This window comes from Nocardia sp. CA-128927, assembly GCF_050955855.1.
In the GTDB taxonomy this organism is placed as follows: domain Bacteria; phylum Actinomycetota; class Actinomycetes; order Mycobacteriales; family Mycobacteriaceae; genus Nocardia.
In genome coordinates, this window is the sequence record NZ_CP192087.1 from 1,848,023 (window position 1) to 1,874,092 (window position 26,070).

General features: G+C 66.3%; 25 protein-coding genes. 14 read left to right on the forward strand and 11 right to left on the reverse strand.

All coding sequences use genetic code 11. The annotated features are described in order from the left end of the window. The first annotated feature begins 22 nt into the window (after positions 1-22). Genes ACQPW1_RS08705 through ACQPW1_RS08715 form a run of 3 tightly spaced genes read left to right on the forward strand, consistent with a single transcriptional unit; the run spans position 23 to position 4,113 of the window. Positions 23-1,600, forward strand: coding sequence for a flavin-containing monooxygenase (locus ACQPW1_RS08705; RefSeq protein WP_433662215.1), 1,578 nt, complete (start codon positions 23-25; stop codon positions 1,598-1,600). An 11-nt stretch (positions 1,601-1,611) separates the two neighbouring features. After that, positions 1,612-2,478 (forward strand): FadR/GntR family transcriptional regulator, encoded by an 867-nt coding sequence (locus ACQPW1_RS08710; RefSeq protein WP_433662216.1) that lies wholly within the window; start codon positions 1,612-1,614, stop codon positions 2,476-2,478. A 33-nt stretch (positions 2,479-2,511) separates the two neighbouring features. After that, positions 2,512-4,113 (forward strand): carboxylesterase/lipase family protein, encoded by a 1,602-nt coding sequence (locus ACQPW1_RS08715; RefSeq protein WP_433662217.1) that lies wholly within the window; start codon positions 2,512-2,514, stop codon positions 4,111-4,113. Positions 4,114-4,141: 28 nt separating this feature from the next. Here ACQPW1_RS08715 and ACQPW1_RS08720 read toward each other — a convergent pair whose 3' ends face one another. The 3 genes from ACQPW1_RS08720 to ACQPW1_RS08730 all read right to left on the reverse strand — a co-directional run bounded on the left by ACQPW1_RS08720 (position 4,142) and on the right by ACQPW1_RS08730 (position 7,192). Then, positions 4,142-4,612, reverse strand: a complete 471-nt coding sequence (locus tag ACQPW1_RS08720) for a DUF4352 domain-containing protein (protein WP_433662218.1) — start codon at positions 4,610-4,612, stop codon at positions 4,142-4,144. A 64-nt stretch (positions 4,613-4,676) separates the two neighbouring features. Further along, the gene (locus tag ACQPW1_RS08725) at positions 4,677-6,251 is read right to left on the reverse strand and encodes an AMP-binding protein (RefSeq protein WP_433662219.1); all 1,575 of its coding nucleotides are present in this window, start codon (positions 6,249-6,251) and stop codon (positions 4,677-4,679) included. A gap of 14 nt (positions 6,252-6,265) precedes the next feature. Continuing rightward, on the reverse strand, positions 6,266-7,192 hold the full coding sequence (locus ACQPW1_RS08730) for an NAD(P)H-dependent flavin oxidoreductase (protein ID WP_433662220.1): 927 nt from the start codon (positions 7,190-7,192) through the stop codon (positions 6,266-6,268). 126 nt (positions 7,193-7,318) lie between these two features. On the opposite strand from ACQPW1_RS08730, the gene ACQPW1_RS08735 reads away from it, so the two are divergent. Next, positions 7,319-7,930, forward strand: coding sequence for a TetR family transcriptional regulator (locus tag ACQPW1_RS08735; RefSeq protein WP_433662221.1), 612 nt, complete (start codon positions 7,319-7,321; stop codon positions 7,928-7,930). A gap of 13 nt (positions 7,931-7,943) precedes the next feature. Next, positions 7,944-8,762: an alpha/beta fold hydrolase gene (locus tag ACQPW1_RS08740; protein WP_433662222.1), complete on the forward strand. Its 819-nt coding sequence runs from the start codon at positions 7,944-7,946 to the stop codon at positions 8,760-8,762. Between the two features lie 9 nt (positions 8,763-8,771). Here the strand turns inward: ACQPW1_RS08740 and ACQPW1_RS08745 are convergent, their stop codons facing one another. Continuing rightward, complete coding sequence (locus tag ACQPW1_RS08745; RefSeq protein WP_433662223.1) at positions 8,772-9,395, reverse strand: TetR/AcrR family transcriptional regulator; 624 nt, start codon at positions 9,393-9,395, stop codon at positions 8,772-8,774. 63 nt (positions 9,396-9,458) lie between these two features. On the opposite strand from ACQPW1_RS08745, the gene ACQPW1_RS08750 reads away from it, so the two are divergent. The 3 genes from ACQPW1_RS08750 to ACQPW1_RS08760 all read left to right on the forward strand — a co-directional run bounded on the left by ACQPW1_RS08750 (position 9,459) and on the right by ACQPW1_RS08760 (position 12,798). Continuing rightward, positions 9,459-11,021: a cytochrome P450 gene (locus ACQPW1_RS08750; RefSeq protein WP_433662224.1), complete on the forward strand. Its 1,563-nt coding sequence runs from the start codon at positions 9,459-9,461 to the stop codon at positions 11,019-11,021. Further along, on the forward strand, positions 11,018-11,791 hold the full coding sequence (locus ACQPW1_RS08755; RefSeq protein ID WP_433662225.1) for an SDR family NAD(P)-dependent oxidoreductase: 774 nt from the start codon (positions 11,018-11,020) through the stop codon (positions 11,789-11,791). The genes ACQPW1_RS08750 and ACQPW1_RS08755 overlap by 4 nt, the downstream gene beginning before the upstream one ends. Before the next feature lie 197 nt (positions 11,792-11,988). Then, positions 11,989-12,798: an RNA polymerase sigma factor SigF gene (locus ACQPW1_RS08760; protein WP_433662226.1), complete on the forward strand. Its 810-nt coding sequence runs from the start codon at positions 11,989-11,991 to the stop codon at positions 12,796-12,798. A gap of 15 nt (positions 12,799-12,813) precedes the next feature. Here the strand turns inward: ACQPW1_RS08760 and ACQPW1_RS08765 are convergent, their stop codons facing one another. Continuing rightward, positions 12,814-13,272: a lytic transglycosylase domain-containing protein gene (locus ACQPW1_RS08765; protein WP_433662227.1), complete on the reverse strand. Its 459-nt coding sequence runs from the start codon at positions 13,270-13,272 to the stop codon at positions 12,814-12,816. Positions 13,273-13,752: 480 nt separating this feature from the next. Here ACQPW1_RS08765 and ACQPW1_RS08770 point away from each other — a divergent pair, with 480 nt between their 5' ends. Next, positions 13,753-14,733, forward strand: a complete 981-nt coding sequence (locus ACQPW1_RS08770; RefSeq protein WP_433662228.1) for a G1 family glutamic endopeptidase — start codon at positions 13,753-13,755, stop codon at positions 14,731-14,733. 10 nt (positions 14,734-14,743) lie between these two features. Here the strand turns inward: ACQPW1_RS08770 and ACQPW1_RS08775 are convergent, their stop codons facing one another. Beyond that, on the reverse strand, positions 14,744-15,979 hold the full coding sequence (locus ACQPW1_RS08775) for a hypothetical protein (RefSeq protein WP_433662229.1): 1,236 nt from the start codon (positions 15,977-15,979) through the stop codon (positions 14,744-14,746). A 169-nt stretch (positions 15,980-16,148) separates the two neighbouring features. Continuing rightward, positions 16,149-17,507: a peptide ligase PGM1-related protein gene (locus ACQPW1_RS08780; protein WP_433662230.1), complete on the reverse strand. Its 1,359-nt coding sequence runs from the start codon at positions 17,505-17,507 to the stop codon at positions 16,149-16,151. 203 nt (positions 17,508-17,710) lie between these two features. Here ACQPW1_RS08780 and ACQPW1_RS08785 point away from each other — a divergent pair, with 203 nt between their 5' ends. From ACQPW1_RS08785 to ACQPW1_RS08795, 3 genes are all read left to right on the forward strand, one after another. Next, positions 17,711-18,160: an SET domain-containing protein-lysine N-methyltransferase gene (locus tag ACQPW1_RS08785; RefSeq protein WP_433662231.1), complete on the forward strand. Its 450-nt coding sequence runs from the start codon at positions 17,711-17,713 to the stop codon at positions 18,158-18,160. A 146-nt stretch (positions 18,161-18,306) separates the two neighbouring features. Beyond that, positions 18,307-18,486, forward strand: a complete 180-nt coding sequence (locus ACQPW1_RS08790; protein ID WP_433662232.1) for an RNA polymerase sigma factor region1.1 domain-containing protein — start codon at positions 18,307-18,309, stop codon at positions 18,484-18,486. A gap of 461 nt (positions 18,487-18,947) precedes the next feature. Then, positions 18,948-20,237: a hypothetical protein gene (locus ACQPW1_RS08795; protein WP_433662233.1), complete on the forward strand. Its 1,290-nt coding sequence runs from the start codon at positions 18,948-18,950 to the stop codon at positions 20,235-20,237. A 29-nt stretch (positions 20,238-20,266) separates the two neighbouring features. Here the strand turns inward: ACQPW1_RS08795 and ACQPW1_RS08800 are convergent, their stop codons facing one another. Continuing rightward, complete coding sequence (locus ACQPW1_RS08800) at positions 20,267-20,740, reverse strand: NUDIX hydrolase (RefSeq protein WP_433662234.1); 474 nt, start codon at positions 20,738-20,740, stop codon at positions 20,267-20,269. A 301-nt stretch (positions 20,741-21,041) separates the two neighbouring features. Between ACQPW1_RS08800 and ACQPW1_RS08805 the strand changes: the two genes are divergently transcribed. Beyond that, on the forward strand, positions 21,042-21,533 hold the full coding sequence (locus ACQPW1_RS08805) for a C40 family peptidase (RefSeq protein WP_433662235.1): 492 nt from the start codon (positions 21,042-21,044) through the stop codon (positions 21,531-21,533). 136 nt (positions 21,534-21,669) lie between these two features. Beyond that, the gene (locus ACQPW1_RS08810; RefSeq protein ID WP_433665185.1) at positions 21,670-22,251 is read left to right on the forward strand and encodes a TerD family protein; all 582 of its coding nucleotides are present in this window, start codon (positions 21,670-21,672) and stop codon (positions 22,249-22,251) included. Positions 22,252-22,262: 11 nt separating this feature from the next. Here the strand turns inward: ACQPW1_RS08810 and ACQPW1_RS08815 are convergent, their stop codons facing one another. The 3 genes from ACQPW1_RS08815 to ACQPW1_RS08825 form a co-directional block, all read right to left on the reverse strand. Continuing rightward, entirely contained in the window at positions 22,263-22,928 is a 666-nt protein-coding gene (locus tag ACQPW1_RS08815) for a serine protease (RefSeq protein ID WP_433662236.1), read from the reverse strand. Positions 22,929-23,025: 97 nt separating this feature from the next. Further along, the gene (locus tag ACQPW1_RS08820) at positions 23,026-23,892 is read right to left on the reverse strand and encodes an alpha/beta fold hydrolase (protein WP_433662237.1); all 867 of its coding nucleotides are present in this window, start codon (positions 23,890-23,892) and stop codon (positions 23,026-23,028) included. Continuing rightward, complete coding sequence (locus tag ACQPW1_RS08825) at positions 23,892-25,928, reverse strand: M3 family metallopeptidase (RefSeq protein ID WP_433662238.1); 2,037 nt, start codon at positions 25,926-25,928, stop codon at positions 23,892-23,894. Before ACQPW1_RS08825 ends, ACQPW1_RS08820 begins: the two co-directional genes overlap by 1 nt. Positions 25,929-26,070: the final 142 nt, after the last annotated feature.

Here is a 26,070-nt window from a genome sequence, read left to right on the forward strand (position 1 = left end):
CGCCACGAGAAAGACAACGACCGTGAGCTTTTCGACTCCTCTGTCAGACGGGCCCAGCGCGCCCGATCATCAGGTCGCCGTAATCGGCGCCGGGCCGGGCGGACTCGCGGCCGGCGTGAAACTGAAGCGGGCCGGTGTCGGCGACTTCGTCATCATCGAGCGCGCCGATGAGGTCGGCGGCAGCTGGCAGGAAAACACCTATCCGGGCCTCGGCGTGGACATTCCGGCCATCGCCTACCAGTACTCGTTCGCCCGCAACTCCGGGTGGAGCCGGGTGTTTCCGTACGGCGCGGAGGTCAAGCGCTACCACATGGACGTGGCCCGCAAGTTCGGGCTCTACCCGCATCTGCGCTTCAACACCAACGTCCTGCGCGAGGAGTGGGACGACACGCACAACTACTGGAAGCTGCACACCGCCGACGGCACGATCATCACCACGCGGTTCCTGATCAGCGCGGTCGGCGCATTCGTTCGCCCCAAGGAAGATCCGGGTATCTCGGGCTGGAAATCGTTCAAGGGCAAGATCCAGCGCCCGTCCAACTGGGACCACGACTACGACCACACCGGCAAGAAGGTCGGCATCATCGGCACCGGCGCCAGTGCCGTGCAGATCATTCCGTCCATCGCACCCGAGGTCGCCGAACTCGTTGTCTTCCAACGCACCCCGGTGTGGTCGCTGCCCAAGCCGGACTTCGCCATGCCCGAGGCGGGCAGGCGCGTGCTGGGTGTGCCCGGCTTGCAGGCGGTCGTGCACGGCGGTGTGCTGGTGGTGGCCGACCTCGTGCTGCGGGCCGCCGTCGCGGCACCGATGAGCGTGGTGCGCCCGACCGTGACCGCCTTCGACCGGTGGACCATCGCCGCCTACCGCCGATACCTGAAACGGATCATCGACGACCCGGCCACCGAGGCGCAGCTCGCGCCGAACTTCGGTGTCGTCGCCAAGCGCCCGACCATGTCCAACGGGTATCTGAAGGCGTTCAACCGCGACAACGTCACGCTGACCACCGACCCGATCGAGAAGATCACCCCGCGCGGCATCAAGACCCGCGACGGCGTCGAGCACAAGTTCGACATGATCGTGCTCGCAACGGGTTACGAGGTGTTCTCCGATCCGGAGACCTACCGGCCGGGAACCATTTTGGGGCGCAACGGATTCGACCTGGGCAAGTTCTACACCGAGAACGGTATGCAGGCCTACCAGAGCGTTTCGGTGCCGAGCCTGCCGAACCGGTGGACTTTGGTCGGGCCCTACTCGTGGACCGGTAGCGGCTGGCATGCCTTCGTCGAGATGACCGCCGACCACGCCGTGCGCGCCATCAAGGAGGGCATCCGCCGCGGCGCGACCACGGTGGAGGTGCGTCAGGACGCGCACGACGCCTACCACCGCAAGACGCTGCAGCGCGCCGAGGCGGTGCGGTTCTACTTCAACGAACTCAACGGGCACGTGCCGACCTACTACCGAAACTCGCAGGGCGACAGCACCTATCTGCGTCCCTCGGGCTTCTTCGAGGCCAGGCGCGGCAACCGCAAGTTCCCGCTCGACGACTACCGCTACGAGAAGCAGCCCGCGGTCGCCGACCGACTCGTGGCGGGAGCATAGGAGTTCCGAAAGTGACAACGGCGAGCTGGGCGGGCCGGGCGACACCGCCCGCCCGCTCGTCCGCGAACACCCAGGTGGCGCAGCCTCGACCGGAGGCCTGGAAGAATCCCGGCGTGGCAACACCAACGGTCGTCGACGACATCACCGAGCAGCTCGCCTACCGTATCGCGGCGGGCAGCTACCAGCCCGGTGAGCTGCTGCCGTCGGTCCGCCAGGTCGCCGCGGAGTTCGGCGTCAGCACGCCGACCGCCAACAGCGCCCTAGGCAGGCTCGCCGCGCTCGGCTTCGTCGAGGCGCGCCGCGGTCTGGGCTATCTCGTTCGCGACATCCAGCTCTACGGCGGCATCGACACCTGGCGGTTCATGTTCCGTTTCGCGCATCGGGTGCCCGACCGGGCCGCCAAGATCTTCGCCGACATCATCGATGTCGATCACATGCTGGTCATGGAGGCCATTCGCGCGGTCGCCCGCGAGCCACGCCGCTACGACATGTCGCGGGCCGTGCACGCGCTGGACCGCTTGGAGTTGCTGGTCGGCGACGACAAGTCCGGGCTCACCGACATCATGGCCGCCGAGCTGCACATGCTGCGCTGCATGTTCGCCGCCCTCGGCAAGCCGGGGTACCTGAGTCTGTTCAACACCGTCGGCCAGATGCTGATTTCCATTCCCGAAGCGGGACAGGCCTTTTACGATCCGGTGGAGCCCGCCGGGCACGTCGTGCTGTGTCGCAATCTGCTGGAAATCTGGGCGGCGAAGACCGACATCGACCTCCCCGAAATCGGCATGATCGAGACACTGGTTCGTGAATACCACGATCAGGTCGTGCAGACTTTCAGTGAGCTCATCGGTGCGAAACCGGTTGCCGATCCTGCCGAGTGAGTGTTGACCGTGCCCTGACAGAGAGGCTCCGCGATGAACGTCTACCGCTCCGACAAGCTCCGGTGGCGTGTGCGGCGGCGCGGATTGCGGGTCGCGGCGGCGTTCGTTGCGGTGGCGGCGGTGTTCAGCGTGGTCACGGCGTGTAGCGATGACAAGGATCGACCGGCGGATCCGGTGGTGGTGCAGACTCGGTCCGGCCCGGTGCGCGGGAAACTCTCGGCGGATACGCGGTCGTTCTCTGGGGTTCCCTACGCGGCGCCACCGACGGGGGAGTTGCGGTGGAAACCGCCTGTGGCACCAGCCGTGTGGTCCCAGGAGCGTGATGCGACCAAGCCAGGGTCGCCGTGCGCACAGACCCAACTGACCGGCGGGCTAGCGGGCAGCGAGGACTGCTTGTTCCTGAATGTGTCGACGCCGCGGGCCGGAGCGGCGCAGCAGCGGCCGGTGCTGGTGTGGATCCACGGCGGCGCCTTTGTCTTCGGCAACGGCGCCGAGTACGACCCGTCGCGGCTGGTGCGAACCGGTGACCTGGTGGTCGTCACGATCAACTACCGGCTGGGCGCGCTGGGTTTCCTCGGACATCCGGGGCTGGCGCACGAGGACGGTCAGGTCGGCAATTTCGGACTGCTGGATCAGCAGGCGGCGTTGCAGTGGGTGCATGACAACATCGCCGCGTTCGGCGGAGATCCGGCCAAGGTGACCATTGCCGGTGAGTCGGCGGGCGCGATGTCGGTTTGCGACCACCTCGTTTCGCCCCGGTCGGAACGGTTGTTCCAGGGCGCGATTCTGGAAAGCGGGCCCTGCGAACTGCAGATCGACCGGCAGAGCGCGGTCGACAAGAGCGAGCAGTACGCGACGACGCTCGGCTGCCCCGGCACCGATGCCGCCACCGCGCAGTGCCTGCGCGCGATCCCCGCGGACAAGCTCGCCGCAACGCCGTTGCAGTACACCGGAGCGGACGGGACCGGTCTGCCCGGCCCCGTCTTCGGGCAACCCTTGCTGCCGGAGGACCCGGCGGCCGCTTTCCGGGCGGGCAAGGCCGCGAAAGTGCCGGTGTTGATCGGTGCGAACCGTGACGAGTACACCAGCTTCGCGGTCGGCCGGACGATCACCGCCGACGAGTATCCCCGGCTGCTGAAGTTGTTCGGCCCGCAGGCCGACGCCGTGGCCGCGCAGTATCCGCTGGACGGCTATCCGCAACCGGCGCTGGCTTGGTCGGCGGTCATGACCGACCATATCTTCGTCTGCCCCATCGCCGACGCGATGAAATCCCTCATCCGCACCGGACCCGTGTATGCCTACGAATTCGCAGACCAGAATGCGGCGCCCCTGCCCGGCTTGCCCTCGCCGCCGCCATTCCCCTTCGGTGCGTCGCACGCCTTCGAACTGCCCTACCTCTTCGACCTAGGACAGACCCCGGCCCCAGCGACCCAGGCCCAAAAAGACCTGTCCGACAAGATGATCCGCTATTGGTCCAACTTCATCCGCACCGGTGACCCGAACGGCCGCGGCCTCCCCGACTGGCCCCGCCACACCGGTGACCAGGCGCTGGTCTTCGATCCGAACAAGATCACCACAACCGACGCCGCCCGAAACCACCACTGCGATCTGTGGTCTGGCATTCCCACCCCCTGACGCCGACGGGACATGGCGGGGGCCGCCCCTAGCCGGGCAGCGTGATGGTGGTGGTGCAGGCGGTGTCGCGCAGCAGCTTTGCGGAGGTGTCGGCCGGGATGTCGTACCAGAGGTCCATTTCCACGCGGTTGCCCGCGCCGATGGTGAGTTCGTTCGGCTGCCGTTTGATCTCCATCGCGTCGACGCTGGTCTGGTGCGGGCGATCGGCGGCGTCGTCGAGTTGGTAGTCGGTCGGGCGGGTGGTGTGGAAGGTGTTGTCGGTGTTGGTGATTGCCACCCGGATCCGGACGTACTGACCCTTGGGCAGCCACTCGGCGTGCGTGCCGAAGATGTAGCCGATGCCGGGTTCCACGGTCAGGGCGGCGACCGTCAGCTTGGCGCAGTCCTGCGGTGTGCGGACATACGCGGCGGTGGTGGTGGCGGGCGGTGGTGGCGTCGCGGCCGGTTCGGCACCGCAGGCGGCGAGGGATAGCAGCAAGAGGGGGAGAAGCCGGCGCACGGATCAAGAGTAGGAGTGGATGTCCCCGCTGTAGGGCAGATCAGGGACATCCAATTCGCCAGTGTCAGTTCACTTGTCGCGTATGTCCCGCCCAGTACGGTGCGCGTAGTGCTTTCTTGTCGACTTTGCCGGACGGATTAAGGGGGAGGGCTTCGCGGAAGTCGAGGGTCTTCGGCGCCCAGACGCTGCCTTTGTGTTCCTTGACCAGCGCGATCAACTCGTCGGCGGTGACCGAGTGGCCCGGCTTGGGCACTACGACGGCGTGCACGGCTTCGCCCCACTTGTCATGCGGTACGCCGATGACGGCGGAGTGCGCGACCGCGGGGTGGGTGGCCAGGACGTCTTCGACCTGGCGTGGGAAGACATTGAAGCCGCCGGTGACCACCAAGTCCTTCTTGCAGTCGATGAGGAACACGTAGCCCGCTTCGTCGAGGTATCCGATGTCGCCGGAGTGGACCCAGTGGTCGCGCAGGGCCTCGGTGTCCTTGCTGGAGTCGAGGTAGCCGGACATGCGGCCCGGCTGGCGGGCACAGATTTCCCCGACTTCGCCGACGGGCAGCTGCTTGTCGTTGTCGTCCTGGATGGAGATGTCGACGTGGAACAGCGGTCGGCCGGCGGAACTGAGCCGAGCTAGTGCCTCGGGGGAGTCGAGACGGTGGTCCTCCTTGCGTAGGCAGGTGAGGAATCCGGGTTCGGTGCCCGCGTAGGTCTGGATGAAGACCTCACCGAGCGCCTCGATCGCGGCACGCAGTTTGTCCGGTGCCATCGGCGAACCGGCGTAGACCACGGTCTGTAGCGAAGACAGATCTGCCACAGCGAGTTTCGGGTGATCGAGCAGCAGATAGATCACGGTGGGCACGACCGCGGTCGCGGTGACCCGGTGGCGCACAACGGCATCGAGCAGCGTGTCGACGTCCAAACCGGGCAGGATGACATTGGTGCCGCCGCGCATGAAGGTCGGCAGCACGAAGACCTGGGTGAAGTGGGTCAGCGGCGCGCCGTGCGCGAACACCTCGCCGGGCCGGGCATCGCCGATTTCCAGGCCCGCGGTGATCAGATAGTGGCTCATCTGGCCGTGGGTGAACAGCACGCCCTTCGGCGTGCCGGTCGAGCCGGAGGTGAACATCACGTGTGCCGCATCGGCTTCGGAGACGGCTACGTCGGGCGTGGAATCTGCTGCGGTGTCGAATGTTTCGTAGTAGTCGGCCGCGGTGGCACTCGGCTCGTCGGCCAGCCGGATCAGCCTGCGCAGCGTGGGTACCCGATCCTTGATCTCGGCGACGGTGCTGTCGAACGCCTCGTGATAGATCAGCGTCGTCGCCGCGGACTCGGTCAGGAAGTAGCAGTGATCCTCGGTCGAGGCCCGCGCCGCCATCTGCACGGGCACCGCGCCCGACTTCCAGATCCCGTGCTGGGTGGGGATGTATTCGAGGGTATTCGGCATCAGCAGCCCGACACGCTCGCCTTTCGCGACACCGAGGCGGATCAGTCCGTTGCCGACACGGTTGGACAGCGCCCGCAGCTGCGCGTAGGTCAGCCGGCGGTCGCCCGCTATGACGGCGACGCGGTCGGCGTAGTAGGCGCACGCGCGATCGAGTACGCGGGTGACCGGACCCCACATCGAGTTCTGGTCTGTCATCGGAGGTGTTCCCTTCATCGGCACGGCATTTCGAGCAGTTGGTTGCGGGCGTCGCGGTATTGCAGGCGAACGCGGTCGATCACTTCGGCGGCGGAACACGCGTAGTGCACGCCCGAGACGCTGTGCCCGGCGCTCCATACCGTGCGGCCGTTCGTCAGCCGCTCCGCTTGGAAGTCGCCCGCCGAAACCATCGGCGCGCGTTGCGATTCCAGCCACGCGGCAAGCAGGTTGGCGGGTAGTCCGCCGACCTGCTCGGTCTGGCGGACGTCGTCGAGCGACGCGGACACCACGGCGGCCTGATAGTCCTCGGGCGCAAGGCTTTCGGTGGTCGCGATGAATCCGGTGCCCATGTAGGCGAGGTCCGCGCCGAGCGCTTCGGCGGCGAGCAGCGCGTGTCCGTCGCTGATCCCGCCTGCCAGTACCAGCGGGCCGGTGAAGTGTTCGCGGACCGCGCGGACGAAAGCGAACGGATTCGCCGATCCGGTTTGCCCGCCCGCGCCCGCCGTGAGCAGCACCAGTCCGTCGGCGCCCGCCTCGAGGGCGCGCTGGGCATGCCGGAGGGTGGCGACGTCGGCGAACACCAGGCAGCCCGCCGCGTGCAGCCGCTCGACGACCGGTTCCGGCGAGCCGACGCTGGTGATCACGAGCTCGACGCCGTGCGCGACGAGCTGGTCCACATCGGCTGCGAGGCGTTCGTTGGTGCGGTGCACGACCAGGTTGGGCGCGAGCGGCGCGGCATCGGGATGCCCGGACTGCGCGGTACCGATCTGATCGAGCCACTCATCGAGCACCTCGACGTTGGCCGCGTTGTGCGTCGGGAACGACCCGATCACGCCATTGCGGCAGGCCACCACCGCCAGCTCGGGCCCGGACACGCCGGTCATCGGCGCGGCGATCAGCGGTAACGACAGCCGAGCGGTCAAATCCGCGGGTAACGGCACTGTTCCTCCACGATGTGCATCATTATGACTCCATAGTGCGCAAAGTGCACTCTGATAGCATCGGAGTGCAACTATCCAGGTTGGCTGGTTGACTGTCAACCACGCCGGGAAGGGAGGATGTCTACCGTGAACAGCGCCGAGACCACCTCCCTGCGCGCCGCGAGTCGCGCCCTCGCCCGACAGCGCGTGCTGGACGCCGCCCTGGAACTGGCGGGCAGCAATGGCTGGAACGCGGTACGCATGGTCGATATCGCGAACCGGGCGGGCGTCAGCAGGCGCACCGTCTTCAACGAGTTCGGCTCGAAAGCCGCTGTGCTCGAGGCGATGTCGTGGCACAACACCTCGCGGTACCTGGCCGGAACCACGGCCCTGCTCGAGCAGCACAACGACGATCCGGTCGCCGCGATCACCGCGGTGGCCGAATTCGTGTTGCGCACCATCGCCGAGGACCCGTTGGCCACCGTCATTCTCAACGCGGCGCCGGATACCCCGGACGAAATGCTGTTGATGGTGACGACACAGTCCGGGCCGTTCGTCGAGGCGGCGACGCTACTCGGCCTCACCTATGCCGATCAGCACTGGTCGCATCTGATCAGCGCCGACATCGATCTGCGATTCTTCGTCAACAGCCTGGTCCGACTGCTGTTCAGCCACATGATCCAACCCGTCGAGCCGCCGGAAATGACGGCGCGATCCCTCGGTCAACTCGCGCGCCTCGCGCTGGCCGATCCGTCGTAGAAAGGACTCGTCGATGAGGACGAAGACCGACCGCTCCCTATATCCGTTCTACCGCACCGGAACTGGCGAGCCGCTGGTCCTGCTGCACGGCGGCACCAGCTCGTGGCACTGCTGGGAATCGGTGGTGCCCTTGCTGAGCGAGCATCACGACGTCTTCGCGCCGAACCTGCCCGGCCACGGCGGCAGGCCGGATCTACCGCGTCCCTACACGATCGGCGCGCTGACCGACGCGGTCGAAAAGTCCATGGAAGACGCCGGATTCGGCACCGCGCACATCGCGGGAAACTCGCTCGGCGGCTGGCTGGCGATGGAGTTGGCGCGGCGAGGCCGGGCCCGCAGCGTGGTCGCGCTGTCGCCCGCAGGTGCTTGGCGGACTGACGAGACTCGGGTGCCCGCAATCTTCTACTCGATGCGCAGGCAGTTGCGCTTCGGTTATCCGCTCGTACCGCTGGTCATGCGCAGCCCCGCGCTACGCCGGATCGCGATGCGCACGGCCTGCGAGCACGGCGACCGGCTCACCGCACGGCAAGCCATCGTCGCGGCCCGGAATGCGTTGCGCTGCGACGTGATCGATGATCTGCCGAGCATCATCGCCACCGACTACGAGCCGTACGGACCGCTCAGCATCCCTGTTCTCATCGCCTGGAGCGGAAAGGACCGGATCATCCCCGCCGACCGATACGCCGCGGGCTGGCGTCGATGGGCACCGTCGGCGACGTGGCGAACGCTGCCCGATGTGGGTCACGTCCCCATGTACGACGACCCCGCGCTGGTCGCGCACACCATCCTCGAATGGACCACGCGCGCTGTCGTGCTCCGCAAGGCGAACTGAGCCAGACCTTCAGGACAGATACCGTGCACCGAAAGTCGTTGCTATCCGGACGGTTTGGTCGACGATCTCCTGCCCGTCGCAGTCGATGGTGCCCGCCTGCCACGCGCTGATCAGTTCGACGAAGCCGCCGACGCCGACGATGGCGTCCATCCGCAGCCCCATCTGATCGGCGTCCGGCTTCAGAAACGGTTGTGTCGCAGCGATAACCAGGCCCGCGGTCAGCTGCAAGGCCGAACTCCGGCACTGTTCGAGCGCGGTGCTCCCGCCGTGGTGCATCAGCAGGATGCGCGCGTAGTCGGGGTCTTCGGTCATCCGGTTGACCACCACCTCGGCCGCGATGCGCGCGATCTCCTGCGGTGTCCGGTCGATGTTCGCGGCGAAGGCGACCGTGAGGCGGGACAACATGTCGTCGCGCACCTGCTCCCACGCCGCGACCAGCAGGCCGTCGCGGTCGGCGAACTCCTCGTAGAAGTAGCGGTCGTTGAGTGACGCGCTCGCGCAGACGGCACGCATCGTCACCGCGGTCCAGCCCTGCTCGCGCCAGAGGTCGATGGCCGCGTCAACCATGCGCTCGCGCCGCTCGGCGCGGCGTTGCTCGGCGGTGCGTCCGCCCCAGGTTCCTGCTCGTGCCACGTTTCCATATTGACAAGCGGGGCCGCCGACCGCAAACTGGTGGCATGCGCGGACAGTGGTGTCATGCGACACCAAAGTGGTGTGGAACCTCGGTTCGCTCGACTCGGAGCCGCGGGTCATCGCGGCTTCGCCGTCTGCTCGAACAGGGAGACTCGATGGCTATCACCACGTACGACCACGACGCCGCCCGCTGAGCCGCGGCCGAAACCGTCCGGGCACACCAGCACGCTGGTCGCGACCATCGAAGCCCTGACGATCGGCCTGGACTACGAGGGCGGCATGATCGGCCGGACGAAGGGCCACGACATCCTTCGATTCCGCGCCGGGACAAGGCGTTTCGTCGCGTTCACCAATCCCGACTACGTGGATCACGTGCTGCACGCCGGTCGGCTGAAGTACCACAAGTCGTTCGAATACGAGCTGCTGCGCGCGCTGCTCGGGGTCAGCCTGTTCACCGACGAAGACGAATCATGGCAACGCCATCGGACGATGCTCACGCCGATGTTCGCGAAGCGGCACCTGCACGGGCTGATCGATCTGATGATCGAGCCGATCGAGGCCAGCGTCGCCAGGATCGACGCGCAGCACGGGCGGGTCGAGGTCGACATGGTCGGCGAGATGGTCGAGCTCACCCTCAATGTCGTCGGTAATGCGTTGTTCGGTCAGCAGTTCGGGCGGATCGCGGTGAGCATGTCGCACCTGGTCACCGACGGCTTGCGGTTCGCCGAGCGGCTGGAACGCCTGTTCATCGTGGCCGCGCCGCCGAAGCGGGTCTGGCGGGCCGCCGCCGCGGTGGCGTTGACGCCGATCCCGCTGCCGCCGCCGTTCCGGCGCATTCAGCGGGTCGCGCAGATCCTCGACAAGGAGGTGTGGGCTCTCGTCAACGAGCGGCGGGCCCATCCGACCGACAGCCCGGATCTGCTCAATCATCTGCTGAACGCGTCCGATGAGGAAGGCGGTCTGCCGGTGCGGCGAGTCCGCAACGAGGCGCTCACTTTCATGCTGGCCGGACACGAAACCACCGCGAACGCGCTGTCCTGGATGTGGTACCTCCTCGCGCTGAACCCTGATGTCAGAACGCGTTTGCTGGATGAAGTCGATACCGTGCTGCAGGGCCGCCGTCCGACGGCGGCGGATCTGCCCCGATTACCTTGGACCGCAGCGTGTTTCCAGGAGGCGATGCGCTATTTCTCACCCGCGTGGGCGATTCCGCGGGTGGTGATCGAAGACGACGTGATCGACGGCCATCACATTCGCAAGGGCACCACCGTGGTCATCCCGACGCATCACATCCATCACGACGCACGGTGGTGGCCCAATCCCGAGGAGTTCGATCCCGCGCGCTTCCTGCCCGGTGCGGGCCGGGACCGGGCGCGCTCCGCGTATCTGCCGTTCGGTGGCGGCAAACGGATCTGCATCGGTTCGAGTTTCGCGGTGATGGAGTCGGTGCTGATCACGGCGATGATGAGTCAGAAGTTCGTGTTCGACCTGGTGCCCGGCCATCCTGTCGCGCCCGAGGCGACGCTGACCCTGCGGCCGCGCGACGGGCTGCGAATGATCGCTCGGCGCAGGGTGATTCCGCCGGTGGCCGATTCGGTATCAGCGGATACGGAGGTGCGGTCATGACTCGGATCGACCCGCGCGGGGCGGTGGTCGTGATCACCGGCGCGGGCCGGGGGATCGGTGCGGCGACCGCACGTCGATACGCCGCCCTCGGTGCCAGTGTCGTCGCCGTCGACATAGACGAGTCCGCCGCAAAGGAAACCGCGACGGCCTGCCGAGGCTCGGCGTACAGCTGCGATGTGGCCGATGCTGCGGCGGTCGCCGACCTCGCCGAACAGATCGGCCCCGTCGACGTTCTGGTCAACAATGCCGGAGTGGGCGTCGGTGGTCCGTTCCTCGAGACCACACTCGACGACTGGGCCTGGCTGCGCTCGATCAATCTCGACGGAGTCGTCAACTGCTGCCACCTCTTCGGCGCGGGGATGGTGGCGCGCAGGCACGGACACGTGGTCAATATCGCCTCCGGCGCAGGCTATCTGCCGAACCGGCGGATGGCGACGTACTGCGCCTCGAAGTCCGCGGTGATCATGCTGTCCCGTTGCCTGCGGGCGGATTGGGCAGCGCACGTTGTGGGGGTGAGCGTGATCTGCCCCGGCGTGATCAACACCGGCATTCATACCCGAAGTCGGTTGCGCGGCAGTGCGATTGCCGAACAGGACTGGATCGCCAAGGCCTTCGGGTACAGCCACGATCCCGATGTGGTGGCCAAGTCGGTGGTCGCCGCTGTCGCGCACAATCGCGGGCTGGTGTCCTCGGGGTTCGAGGTGCGACTCGCCTATCAGCTGATGCGAGCGTTACCCGGTCCGGTCGTGGATTTGGTCGCGCGCGTATGAGCTGATCGCAACCGGCGATCTATCGGCTAACGATGTAGTCAGATGGTGTAGACCTACACTGTTGACACAACGCCTCGGACGGCGTCTACTCAAAGGACGGCCGATTCGAGCGCTGGTTCCGGCCGCACCGGCCTAGCCCGTTCTTCTCCGGGTCCTGGGCGACCATCGTCGACTTCAGCTGGATCCGAGGCAGCACCGTGACCGAAACGTCGACACTGACCCGCGCGCGAGTGCCCCGCACTCATCGCGGCTCCGATGACTACACCAACCTGGAACCGCTGTTCGCCGAGCTCGTCACGCTGCACGCGGACGATCCACGGCGAACGGCCCTGCGGGAAGATTTGATCACCCGCTGCCTACCGCTGGCCGAGCACATCGCTCGCAAGTACGCGGGCCGCGGCGAGAACTTCGATGACCTGCTGCAAACCGCCAGGGTGGGCATGGTGGCCGCGGTCGATCGCTTCGACCCCGACTACGGCGCGTCCTTCGTGGCCTTCGCGGTGCCGACCATCATGGGCGAGGTGCGCCGCCATTTCCGCGACTACACCTGGGCGGTGCGAGTGCCGCGGCGGCTCAAGGACATCCAGCTGAGCATCGGACCCGCGATCGACGTGCTGTTCCAGCGCCTCGGCCGGATGCCGAAGGCGGGCGAGATCGCCGCGGAACTCGACGTCGACATCGTCGATGTCACCCAGGCGATGATCGCGCACAACGGTTATCAGACCGCGTCGATCGACGCGCCGTCGGAGGGCGAGGGCGTGGGTGCGTCGCTGCTGGACGCGCTCGGTGTCGAGGTGCCGGACTACCGGACCATCGAGGACATCCTCGCGGTGAAGCCGTTGATCGCCGCGCTGCCCGAGCGTGAGCGCGAGGTGCTGTTCATGCGATTCTTCGAAGCCAAGCGGCAGAACCAGATCGCTGCGCACCTCGGCATCTCGCAGATGCATGTCTCCCGGATCCTGTCCAAGACCCTGGATTCGTTGCGCGAAAAGGCTTTACGTGACTGATCGGGCGTCGACGCGTCAGTACCAGTGATGCGCTTGCCAGAAATCCCAGGCGCCGATGGGGCTGCCGTAGCGCTTGTTCATGTAGTCGTAGGTCCAGCGGATCTGCGTCACCGGGTTGAACGGCCAGTCGGCGCCGTGGGTGCCCATCTTCTCCGGCGGCAGCGCCTGGCCTAGGCCGTAGGCGCCGCTTTCCGGATTGACGGCGAAGACATTCCAACCACTTTCCCGCGTGATGATGTTGTCGAACGCCCAGAAATGGTGCGGCGGCACCAGGGTCATCGCCAACGCTTTGACGGCGGCGCGAGGCATCGAGAGGACCGAGCCGGCCGGCTGGGTTTTCCAGGTACTCGACGGCGTCGCGCAAATAGCCGGCGCATCGGGCGCCGCACAGTCGGTCGCGACGGCGTTCGCCGGAGCGGCACAGAAGAAAAGGGCACAGACGGCTGCTGCAAGGGTAGGAATGAAGTACCGCATCGTCGATTCGGTCCTTTCGTATCCATGGTTGAAAATCGAAGCCGGTAGTGCCAATTCAGCAAATCACTAGTAACGGGCGCAGCCGCGCAGCCGCTCCGGAGTGTCCGCGAAATGAATAGAATTGCCGCATACGGGTATAGTCGAGGTTCGGCTCGGGTACGAAATCCACCCGCGCATAATCGACTTGCGCAATGTGGAATTGGCGGTGGTCTTTGCCGAGCTTCCGATCGGCAGCATCATCGAGTGGGTCGCCCGGCCGTATTCCTCGAAGCGGTGCACCCGGCGCTCCACGAAGCGGAGTGCGTACGGCGTGTCGCGCCGCGAAATCTGGGTAGGGGAGTGGGCGACACGCGGAGCGGTCGATCTTCAAGTGGCGCAGGTCAGCTAGCTCCGAGCACCACTGAAACCACCTGCTACCTGCGAAAACACTGCCGCGCGGCACCGCGCGGCAGTGATGCTTTTCAGCTATTGTCCCTGTTCATGATGACTACCCCGGGTCAGACGCGAATTCGTAACCGTCTCTCCGCGTCGGTGGTGGTGGCGATCGTGGCAGTGCTGGTTTCGCCGGCTTTGGCAACCGCGGACCGAGCGCCGGAGCCGAACGCGACACCGCCGGGCGGGAAAGCGGAGGTGGCGCCGAGCACTAAAACGGAGCCCGTGCCGCCGCGCATTCGCGGCACGAACTGGGCCGGGTACGTGGTCACCGGGAACTTCAAGAGCATTTCCGCGGAATGGGTCGAACCCGAAGTGGAATGCTCCGACACCGGCGTGATTCAGCGCGTCGTGCCGTGGGTCGGTCTCAACGGGACATTGGTCAACGGCAAACAGGCATTGCCGTTGATGCAGACCGGTTCCGAAGCCATTTGCGTGAGCGCCGCGGGCGCGTTGGCGTCGCTGCCTGGGTTGGCGATCGTGAACCTGGCGAGCGCGACGGTGGCCAACAACCCCGCGTGGTTCCGCAATGCGGTCAAGGCGGCCGAGGGAGTGAACACGCAGATGGGTCAGGCCGCGTCCGGCGCGTGCGCGAGCATGGGCACCGGCTCGGCGCCCGGCGCCGCGGTGTGTGCGCAGCAGACGTATCGGATGGCGCTGTGGGAGGCGTATCCGGCGAACCCGGTGATCTACCCGGACGTGACGTCGGCCCCCGGCGACAAGATGCAGGCCTCGGTCGATTTCAACGGTCGGGAATACACCATGACGGTGGCGAACGTGACGCAGAATTGGACGCGGACCACGGTCGCGCACTCCGACGCCCCGGCGCAGACCGCGGAAGTCATTGTCGAAGGTCAGCTCAACAGTGCCCTGCCGGGATTCAGCCCGGTCGTCTTCACCAATGTGAAGGTCGACGGGAAGCCGCTGACGTCGTTCAAGCCGGTGGGTTACTCGATCGGCGCCACGAATGGTGAGCTGCATCCCGGACCGATTGCCCAGGACGGCACCAGCTTCACCATCGCCAAATAGGCTGCGGCCGCTACTTGCCCGCGAGGGCCGGTAGCGGTGTCGGGCCCGTCAGCGGGCCCGACGCGTAATACGCGCGGCAAACTCCGTTGCTGTCGAGATCGGTCGCCGCCTCGATGACCGTTTTTCCGTCCGGCGCGGGCAAGAGCGCCGAACTGTAGTTCTTGCACGGCGCGTCGGTGATGCCGTCGATGACGATCGGTGCGGCCATTTCATACCAACTGCCTTCGCCCATAGCGTCGTTGGCCAAGATGGTCCTGCCGGTACTCGGCGTCACCGTGCCGTCCACACTCGACACCATCTGACCGGACAGCAGGATGGTGCCGTTCGGACCTGGCCCTGGACTCCAGGCCGGGTAGGGCGCGTGCTGGGTGTAGCCGCCATCGGTGGCAGTGCGCACCACCGTGCCGAGGAATCGCGGATCGCCGTAATTCCAACCGTCCGTTGACCTACGGAAATACGCCAGGCACTGATGCACCTTGTCGGTATTGCAGATCTCGTAGCTCAGGAAGTAGCTGCCGTCCGGCAATCTGATGGCGTTGGCCATGCCGGGCCGCACGTATTGGACGTCGCTGACCACGGTGTCCGTCTGGTTCACCCAGTGCACGCCGTCGGGGGAGCGGACCTGCACCAGTTTCTGACTGTGGTCGCGGCTGTCGGTCTCGTCGGAGTAGAAGGCGACGAGTTGCCCGTCCGCCGACATCGACAGGCTCGGTTCCCACGCACTCGGCAGCAGCGGGCCCCAGTCGGTGAAGCTGAACAGGCTGTTCGATGTCGCGATACTGGACACGAATTCCCAGTGTGCGCCTTGATCCCTGCTGGCCCAGAGCCGCTGCTCGACATGCCGTAAAACGACGTCGAGTACGTCGGAGAACACCGTGTCGGCCCACAGCAGGGTGCCCGCGGGCATATTGCCGACCGCTGTCGGCAGCTCGAACAGCGCCGAACAACACAGCTGGCCGCTCCGCTTGGAAACGGTATCGGTAATCGTGCCGCGCTGTCGAAAGGTCTGGCCGCCGTCGGTACTCGCCATGATCGCGCCGGTCTGCTGCAACGTATTGACACTCGCCACAATGGTCCCGTTGGCCGCACCGTTGTGCTCGAGGCGAATCAGCCGCGGATAGAAACTGCTGCCGGGGTAAAGCAGCTGACGGGCCGGTACAGCAGCAGGTGTAGGTGGTTCCGCCCCGGCCGATGGCCAAGCCAAGCCGACACCGATTACGGTGAGCAATACACCGACCCGTCGCACTGATACTCCCCTCGAGTCAAAACAACGATGGCTCGCAGAAATTCACGCTGGAACTCGACGTTACCGAACAGCGGGGCCTTTGCCCGCTGATCACAACGGGTAAGCGCGTGCCGTGTCTGTTATGGCGCGAGCGGGTTGCTCCGGTCGACGATATCCCCCGGGGCCTGCGCTAGTCGTCGGGTGTGACGAGTTCGGCAGCGAGTGTCGCCAACTGCTGTTCGAGGCGTTCGGCTTCGGCGCGGTCACGGCCGATGGCCACGTACTCGATCGCGCCGGTCACCGGATCGTCGGTGCCGACGACGATGCCCGATCCCCGGGTCGCGTCGAAGCGAATATCCACGCGCGCAAGGTGTTCGACGAACTCGGTGATGCGTGGCACGCGTAATCCGTTGCGGGTCAGCAGGACATGACTGTGTAGGTAGTCTTCGCCGAGTAAACGGCGGGCGATGGTGTCGATGTTGGTGACTCCGCCTGCCCGGCCGTTGAATTCGGTGTAGGTGAGGCGGTGGTCGGCGCCGACGATGGCGTCGATGTTGATCAGGCCGTAGTAGCCGAGGCGTTGGGCGCTGAGGGCGATCTGCTGGCTGTCGGCGCAGAACTGGGCGTGCACGGTCGCCGGGAGGTCCTGGGGCGGTAGGACGAAACCGCTCCACATCGGTTCCATCCGCATCTCGCCGTAGTTGCGCAGAACCGGCGCGCCGATTCGAGGGATGTAGAGCTCGCTGGACAGGCTGCGGGTGTCGGACTGGTAGACCTCGACGATGAACTTCGCGGGCGCCATGCCGCGCGGTAGGTCGAGGGAGTCGCCGAGGACGAGGTCGTTCTCGTGCATTGCGTGCGGCAATGCGAGGAGGAGGTCGCTGTCGGCGTCGAGTCGGAGCACCTGAGCGGCGCCGACACCGATGACAGCGGTGTCGGTGGTGATCAGGGTGTTGCCGAGGCCGCCGGAGTTCTGGTCCTGTTTGACGATGACCGACCCGGTCCGATCGATGAGTTCGATGACGGTGTGGACGAGTTCCGGTCCCGCGTCGACCACGTAGCCTTCCGGCACCGGTGTGCCCGCGGCCAGGGCGAGGGCGCGGAAGACGGCCTTGCTGTTGATCAGCGAGGCCAGATCCTGCGCGTACGGGGCGGCATCGGTGTCGAGGCCGAGCAGCCGCTCCCAGTGCGCGATATCGCGGTCGCGGATATAGCAGGAGACCGTCCACTCGCGCGGCTCGAAACCGCTGGCGGCGATCCGATTCCGTATCTCGGTGACCAGTTCGGCGTTGTCGTGCGGGTACCAGTTGGTGCCGCGATAGTCCTGCAGGCTCAACACGGTCGGGACCGATATGCCGAGCAAGTCGGCGAGGTAGTCTAGGAAATCCTTGTCGACCGGGCCGGGAATGACCGCGATGTCGTCGGCCGCCAGGCTCCACAGCATTCGGGCCGCTTCGACATCGCAGCCCCGCCGAGACTTGGGCGGCAGGTCGTCGGGTCGGGCTGTCATCGCGCGGCTGTGCGGGTTGGCGAGCACGAGTTTCGGCATGACCGTACCTTCCTGGGCGGCCCCGAGTGTCGGCGCCGGAATATCGCCCAACCTTAGCCAAACTGATCGTTGCGCCGCCGATCGATACTGTGCAATGACCTGTGGTGCAACATATTTCGGACTCCTCACGAGGGTGATCCGAGGTAGATTCATGGCCTCCGGGATCCCGGATGTAGTCCCTTCGAGACCTTGGTCGGTGAATCGTGACTGATGTAGAACCACTGCTCGTGCGCGCCACATCCAGCAAAGGCCGAGGCGTGTTCGCGGCCTGCCGGTGGTACGCGGGCGATCTCGTGATCAGTGCGCGAGTGATCGCATCGATCCCCGAACGCACCACCCACTCGTTCCAAACCGCGATCGACACCCACTGCGAATTCGACGAGCCCGCACGCCTTTTGAACCACTCCTGCGATCCCAATCTCGGAATCCGCGACAACGAGTTCGGTGCATTCGATTTCATCGCGCTGAGATCCATCGCGGGCGACGAGGAACTCACCTGGGACTACGCCACCTCCGAATACCAGAGCATCGCGGTGCCTGAATGCCATTGCGGTGCAACGGCTTGCCGCCGCACGATTCCCGGCTACCTATATCTGACGCCCATCGAGCGGAGTCGGCTGACACATATCGCAGGCTATCTCGCCGACTATTGACCGACCCACCGACCGGAGCCACCGCCGCGCAACCATCGAAACCTCGAGATTCCGCCGATATTTCAGCGATGACCTGCGCGGCGCTGATAGCGTTGGCGTCCCTGGGCCGACAGCAGTACGGCTACCTGAGACCTGGAGATCACCGTATGCCCCATGCTGGAATCAAGGAACTGATCACCCTCGGTCACGAGCAGAAGTACATAACCCACGCCGAGATCAACGAATACGTTCCGGAGGTCGTCGGCGATCGCGATCAGTTCGTCGGCATCATCCAGATGCTGGACGCCAGGGGAATCCCCGTCTACGAGACGGACCCGGTGGAGTAACTCCCGACCCCGATAGTCGCACCGAGACCGCTGCGGGCGGTCGCCGGCGAAGCCGAGCCGGCCCGGCACTCACTGCGCCACAACGGTTTCGCCGACCAGTGCTGATGATTCCACCCGTCGCCTGGGATAGCGGCGCCGAATTCCTGTCTTGCTGAACGACATTGGGCTCCCGGTCAGTTCGTTCATCCTTGCCTGTTGCGTGGTAGTCAACTTGTCCCTATCCTTCTGCTCACGCACAGGTTGCCGCGGGATTGCGTATTGCCTCCTCCGTTCATATCGGCCCGGGTCGATATACGAAGCGTCGACGGCGATGACCGATTTCGGCGACACGAAATGCCTGGCTCTGTCGGCTTGAACGAAATACGACGCGGGTACGGCCGATCCAGAGGTCGCACAGGTTCGAATACGGAATGGCGGTGGTATAGGCCGGGCAGGTTTTCGGTGCGACGGAGGGATGGACTGTGGTCATTCGAGCGCGCGGTGCACGTTCGATCGTGGGGGTTTGCGCGTTGTTGGCGGGAATGGTGTTGGCGGCCGCTCCGGCACAGGCCGACGGGTTGCCCGCCGGGTGTACCGGGGCGGTGACGCCGGGCAACGACACCATCACCTGTGCCGACAATCTCGCGGCCGGGGCGGTGATCGACGCGGGCGATGGCGACGACACGATCGTGATCGAAGGCGACGTGCTCGAGGGGGCGGCGGTGTTGGGTGCCGCGGGCAAGGACAAGATCTCGGCACGCAACGTCGGTAGGTTCCTCTGTCCGGCGGAGGGGTTGGGCGCCAACGATATCAACGGCGGCGTCCTCGACGGCGGCCCGGGCGATGACGAGATCACGGTCGGCGGGCAGGACCGTCCCGCCGCTTGCGACGCGGCCATGCAGAAAGGCCCGGGCGGCAATGTCGGTCGACACGGTGCCGTCGTGGGTGGGCCGGGCAATGACGTGATCAAGGTCGGCAGCCTCGGCTACGTGTTCCAACCCGACCCCGCCAAGCCGGAAACCACCGCCGGTGCGCACGGCGGCCGGATCTCCGGCGACGCGGGCGACGACACCATCACCATCGACACCGTCAGCCTCGGCGAGCGGCCGCCCAGCGGCAGTGCGCCGGACGCGCCCGACGCCGTGTTCGGGGGAGGGGGCAAGGACACCATCGCGATCCACCGCACCGTCGGCGCGGCCGACATCTACGGCGATGCCTTCGCGCCGATCCCGGACGCGGGCAACGACACCATCACGGTGGACGAGATGACCGGCGGCTGGATACACGGCGGACCCGGTGACGACACCATCACCGGCGGCACCCTCGGCGGCTCGGGCTCCGCGCTGTGGGGCGACGACGGCAACGACACCATCAAAGCCGCCGACATGTACCTCGGCGCAAGCGTTTTCGGTGGCGACGGCAACGACGTGCTGTCGGCGGCCTCGCTCAACAAGGACGGAAACAGCCGCGCGGCCACCCTGATCGGCGGCAACGGCGACGACAAGATCGACGTCGGCACGGTCGGCACCACCGACTCCGTCGTCCTCGGTGACGGCAGCGACTTCGCCAGCGGCGCCGACCCCAACAGCGGCACCGGCAAGGACACCATCACCGCAATCGCCAACAACGGCAGCATCTTCGGCGGCAACGACGACGACGTCATCACGATCGATGTCAACAACAATCTCGTCGACGGCAGCGCCGGGAAGAACACCTGCACCATCAAGGGGCAGGGATCGAGGGGCTCCGTCACAGCCTGCGAACAGCAGTAACAGTTTGTGCCACAGTCGAACAGCGAAGATCAGGGCACGGGTTCGAACCAGGTCGGCTCATCGGCCAACGCGTGCTCGATGCGTAACAGATCATGCTCGGGCAGTTCCGGCAGCGCGGACACGTCGAACCACGCGACCTCCAACGATTCGTCGTCGTTCACCCGCGCCGTGCCACCAACGGCCCGGCACCGGAAGGCGATGTCCATGAACTGGCAGATGTCGCCATTCGGGTAGGTATGCGCCGCCATGGCCCGCACGAGGACGATGCGCTCGGCAACACAGTGAACGGCCGTCTCCTCGAACACCTCTCGGACCGCGCAGGCCGCGGGCTGCTCGCCGGGTTCCGGCATCCCGGCGAGCACCGCCCAGCGGCCGCTGTCGGCGCGACGGCCGAGTAGCAGTCGGCCGTCGTCATCGAAGACCACGGCGCTGACGCCGGGCAGCCACAGCAGTTGCCTGCCCGCGTCGGCCCGGATGGTTCGAATGAAGTCGGGGGTTGCCATGAGGTCGACAGTAGATCGTGCGACGGCGGAGATCGGCCAGTGATCTGCGTGTGATTGCACAGAAATGACGTCGGTGATTAGTTCGTTATAGTCCGCGTGTCGCGCTTGCTGTTCGCCGGAATGTGCCGGAGCATGACTTCCGGATCCGATGGAATCACAAACACCCGGTGTTCTCGAAATCCATTCAAGTCTCGGTGATCTTTCCGCACCGAGCGACGACGGAGATCGGAGCAAACGCACCATGACATCCATCGATGAAGTTCGACATTGTGGCTCTGAGCAGGGCAAAGCGTACCGTTTCATGACGATACTGGTCGTCGCGACCGCCGCGACGAGTTCTCTGCTGCTGGCCGCAGCTCCGGCTCCGGCCCGCCCGATCGGCCTCCCCGATATCGGCAATCCGGGAATTACCGACGAGGTTCCTATTCCGGACTCTGCCGATATGCAGAATCCGATCGCGGAACGCGCCTTCGACGCCGCACGCTCCAAACTCGGCGCACCGTATGGCAGCGGCGCGGCGGGCCCCGACGTCTTCGACTGCTCCGGATTGGTGCAATGGGCCTACCGGCGGGCAGGCCGCGAGTTACCGCGCACCAGCGGCGAGCAACTCGCCTCCGGCACCCCGGTCGCGCAGAGCGAACTGCGCGTCGGCGACCTCGTCTCGTTCTACGGCGGCGGCCACTCCGGTCTCTACGCGGGCAACGGCACCGTCATCCACGCCGGAACCGAGAGCACCGGCGTCGAACTCGCGCCGCTCTCCTCGATGCCGTACGCGGGCGCGCGCCGGTTGTGATTCGCCGGACGTATCGAAAGTCCCCGATTGAATTCGATGATTGCGGGGTATGCGGCCGGTAACGGGCTGGTGTGGCTGAGCCCGGGCAAGTTTCGAGATAGTTAGGCGTTGCGGTAGCTGGATACCGTGGTCGCCCCTGAGAAAGGGGACACGGTTGTCCTTTCCGTTGCAGCATCCCGATGGCACGTTGCCGGAGCATGTCGCGGTCTCGTTGGGTTGGGACCCATCCGATCAAAGCCTGTGGGTAGATGTCGACGGCACGGTTACCCCTGGCAGCAGAATCGACTTGAACTCGGCGGCTTTGCTTTTCGCGGGCGAGGTCCTGTTCGACGCGGTCTACCACGAGCAACTGGTCTCCCGCGACGGGTCGGTGTCGTACAGCGGCGACAGCCCGACGGGCGACGGTGCCGGCGACAACGAGGTGATCACCGTCGACCTGACCCGGACGGCGCCGGAGGTGACGTCGGTGATCTTCCTCGTAACCTCCTACTCGGAACAGAGTTTCGCGCAGATCGAGAACGCGTACTTCCGCCTGCTCGACACCACGTCCGGCGCCGAGATCACTCGATACGTACTGAGCGGTGGCCCGCACACCGGGATGGCGATGGGCAAACTCCTTCGCACACCACAGTGTTGGTACTTCGTCGGGATCGGTGAGGGGATCTACGCGCATCACGTGGCCGAAGCGGTCCCGCAGGTCGCGCGGTACCTGCCGTAGCGCCGGACACGTCAGAACGGTCGATAGCCGGCGCCGATCTCGCCGCGCGCGTTCAGATCGTTCATGATGACGCTGATGTTGGTGCCGACCTCCGGCCCGAAGCAGCCGACGCCGAGATAGGCGTTCACCATGCCGACCAGCGTGCTGCCGATCACCACGGGCGCCCCGGAATCGCCCTTCATCACACACATCTGGGTCCAGGTCTCGGTGGCGGTCGCGCGCACATCGCCCCACACGACACCGCAGCTCGTCCCGCTGGTGCTGCCGCGCTTGCACACGATCGCCGGGAACAGCGCGGGTCCGCCGAGCTCGGTGATGGTGGTGCCGCCGACGTGGTTCACCGGAGTCACTCGCGCCGAATCGAATTCGATGACCGCGTAGTCCAGGGTGTGATCGGAATAGACGAACCGTCCCACCGCCGCGCCGTCCGGATCCCCCTCGACAACGACGGTCGCGCCCGGCTCCCCGCAGTGTCCGGCGGTCAAACCGACCAGTCGCTGCGCACTGTCCCGGCCGATGGTGGTCAGGGTGCACCCGACCCGAGAGTCGACCAGGATGCCGGAACCACCGCCGACAGTCGGTGCGACATTGTCGTCTTGTGCTGCGGCGGAGGCGGTCCCGAGTAGCGCGGCGGCGGTGGCGGCGGCAAAGACGAGTGCGGTTCGTGGCACGAGCATGACTCCTCTGGATCGATCTCACCGACCTGCTGGCCGGGCCTTCGCGACATTCCCGAGTCGAGCTTTTCCAAACAGGCTACGCCGCAATCGAATTCGCCTAGGGGTTATCGATGCCGAGCAGTGTCCGCGCGCCGGCGGTGAAGGTTTCGGGGTCCTCGAGCTGCGGATAGTGGCCCAGGCCTGCGAGTTCGATCACGGCGGCCGCTGGGCGCAAGACGCGCAATCCGTCCAGGACCGCCACGGTGGCTACCGGATCTTCAGTGCCCCAGAGAAAGCCGAGCGGCTTGTCCCAGTCGCGGACCGCGCCGTGCCAGCGTTCGGCATGGGTCACCCGTTCGTCGAGGTAGGCGGTGAGCAGGTGTGCGATCCGATGACCGCGGGCGTGCGAGAGCAGCGCCCACTGCGCTGCGGCCTCGCTCGCGGTCAGCGGGTGCGCTGCCGAAAACACTTGCCCGAACTCGCGAGTGAAGACCGGGCGGTTCGCCAGCCGCGCCGCCACCGGCCCGAGCGGGCCGCGCAGGATCTTCTGGATCGGCCGCAGCGTCGCCTTCTCCAGGATCACGCTGCCATTGCTCAGCACCGCGCGTTCGATGGTGCAGGTCAGCGAGCCGTCGATGTCCCTGGCGAGCAGCTCGGTGGCGACGGAGGTGCCCATGTCGTGTGCCAGCAGCACGATTGGGCCCGTCGTGGTGGCGGCGAGCACCTCCTCGACGATGTCGGCCTGCTCGAACAGGCTGTAGTGGTGCGGTCGCGGCTTCTCCGACAGGCCGAAGCCGAGGAAGTCGAGGGCGAGCCATGCTCGGCCGCCGAGCCGTGCGACGACCTCGCGGAAATCGTATGAGCTGGACGGATATCCGTGCAGCAGCACGACGGTCGGCCCGTCGCCGGGCGCGGAGCGGACGAACACCGAGCCCGCCCGCGTGCGTAGCTGCCGCCCACCGTCGCGCCACTGCCGGACCTGCATCAGCCGACCAGTCCCCGCCGGGTCAGCAGCGGCTCGATCTCCGGCGCGCGGCCGCGGAAGGCGGCGAAGGCCGCCAGCGGGTCCACCGAGCCGCCGCGGGCGAGCAGCTCGCGCCGGAACGCCGTGCCCTTCTCCCGGATCGACGCGGCACCGTCGTCGAACCAGTCGACCGTGTCCGCGTCCAGCACCTCGCTCCAGATGTAGGAGTAGTATCCGGCGGCGTATCCGCCCGCGAAGATGTGTGCGAAGTAGCCGGTCCGGTATCGGGGTGGGATCGCCTCGATCGCGAGGCCCGCCTTGCGCAGGGCCTCGTCTTCGAACGTCTCGGCGTCCGCCCCGGCCAGCGCTTCGGGTCCGGATACGCGGTGCCACGACCAGTCCAGCAGCGCCGCGCCGAGGTACTCGACGGTCCGGAAGCCCTCGCCGAACTGCTGGGCCGCCGTCATCCGCTCGACCAGTTCGGCGGGCATCTGCTCGCCGGTGTCGATGTGCTTGGCGTAGTTCGCCAGCACCTCGGGCCAGGCCATCCACATCTCGTTCACCTGCGACGGGAACTCGACGAAGTCCCGCGGCACCTCGGTTCCGGAGAAGAACGGGTACCGCACATCGGAGAACAGCCCGTGCAGCGCGTGCCCGAACTCGTGGAAGAGCGTCCGGACGTTGTCCCAGGTCAGCAAGGCCGGTTCGCCCGCAGGCGGCTTCACGATATTGAGGTTGTTCACCACCACCGGCAGCGCTTCCAGCAGCCGGGACTGGCTGACCAGTTCGTTCATCCAGGCACCGCCGTGCTTCGACGGCCGGGCGAAGAAGTCACCGAGGAACAGGCCGAGTGCGCTGCCGTCCGCGTCGAACACCTCGAAGACGCGGACCTCCGGGTGATAACCGGACAGGTCGTCGCGTTCGCGGACCGTGATGCCGTAGACCTGCTCGGCGGCGAAGAACACCCCGTCGCGCAGCACCCGCTCGAGTTCGAAGTAGGGACGCAACGCCTCGGCGTCCACCGAGAACCGTTCGGCGCGCACCTGCTGCGACCAGAATTGCCAGTCCCACGAGCGGAGTTCGTCGTCGCCCTGCATCGCCGCCGCCAACTCGGTCGCTTCGCGTTCCGCGTTGGCCACCGCGGGCGGGACCAGCCGCCCGAGCATCTCTTCGACTGCCTCGGGGGTCTGCGCGGTCTGGTCGGCCACCGCGTACGCGGCGTGGTCCGAGTAGCCGAGCAATGCGGCGCGCTCGGCGCGCAGGGCGGCGATCCGGACCGCGAGGCGGCCGTTGTCGTTGTCCTCGGTCAACCCGCGTCCCAACGAGGCCGCCATCACCCGGCGGCGTACGTCCCGGTCGGCGAGTTCGGCGAGGACGGGCTGGTTGGAGACGTTCTGCAGGCTCAGCGCCCAAGCATCGTCGCGTCCGACCGATCGGGCGTTCTCGGCGGCTGCGTTCACCGCCGCGGCGCTGAGCCCGGCCAGTTCGTCCGCGTTGTCCAGGACCACCGTCGCGGCGTTTCTGGCCGCCACGTTGTTCTGCCCGAACTCGGTTGTCGCCGTCGCGATTTCCGTGTTGAGCTCGCGCAGGCGGGCCTGACCTGCGGCATCCAGTCCGGCACCGGCCCGGACGAACCGGAGGTGGTACTGCTCGACCAGCCGCAGGTCCTCGGCATCCAGGCCCAGCTCGGCGCGGCGTCTATACAGTGATTCGATCCTCGCGAAGAGGGCGGAATCCAGATGGATGGCATCCCGGTGCGCGGCCAGCCGCGGCGACATCTCGGCCTCGATCGCGTCCGTGCCCGCGCTCGAATCCGAGGACGCGATGTTGAAGAAGACATTGGACACCCGGGTGAGCAACCCGCCCGAACGTTCCAGGGCCACGACGGTGTCGGCGAAGGTCGGCTCGCCGTCCACGGCGGTGATCGCGGCGATCTCGGCCAGCTGCTCGGCCATGCCGCGCTCGAACGCGGGCACGTAGTGCTCCTCGCCGATCTCGGCGAACGGGGGCAACTGGTACGGCAGCGTGCTGCGCTCGAAGAACGGGTTGCTCGTCATGACAGAAACCCTATGCCGGATCGGCGTCCGGTCGGCGGTGGATGTGCGCATTGCGCCGCGAGCTCGCGGGGGTTGCTGGGATGCTTATGGTGCCAACACGTTTCGCGTCTACAGCGTCATTGCACAGTGACGAGAGGAGAGC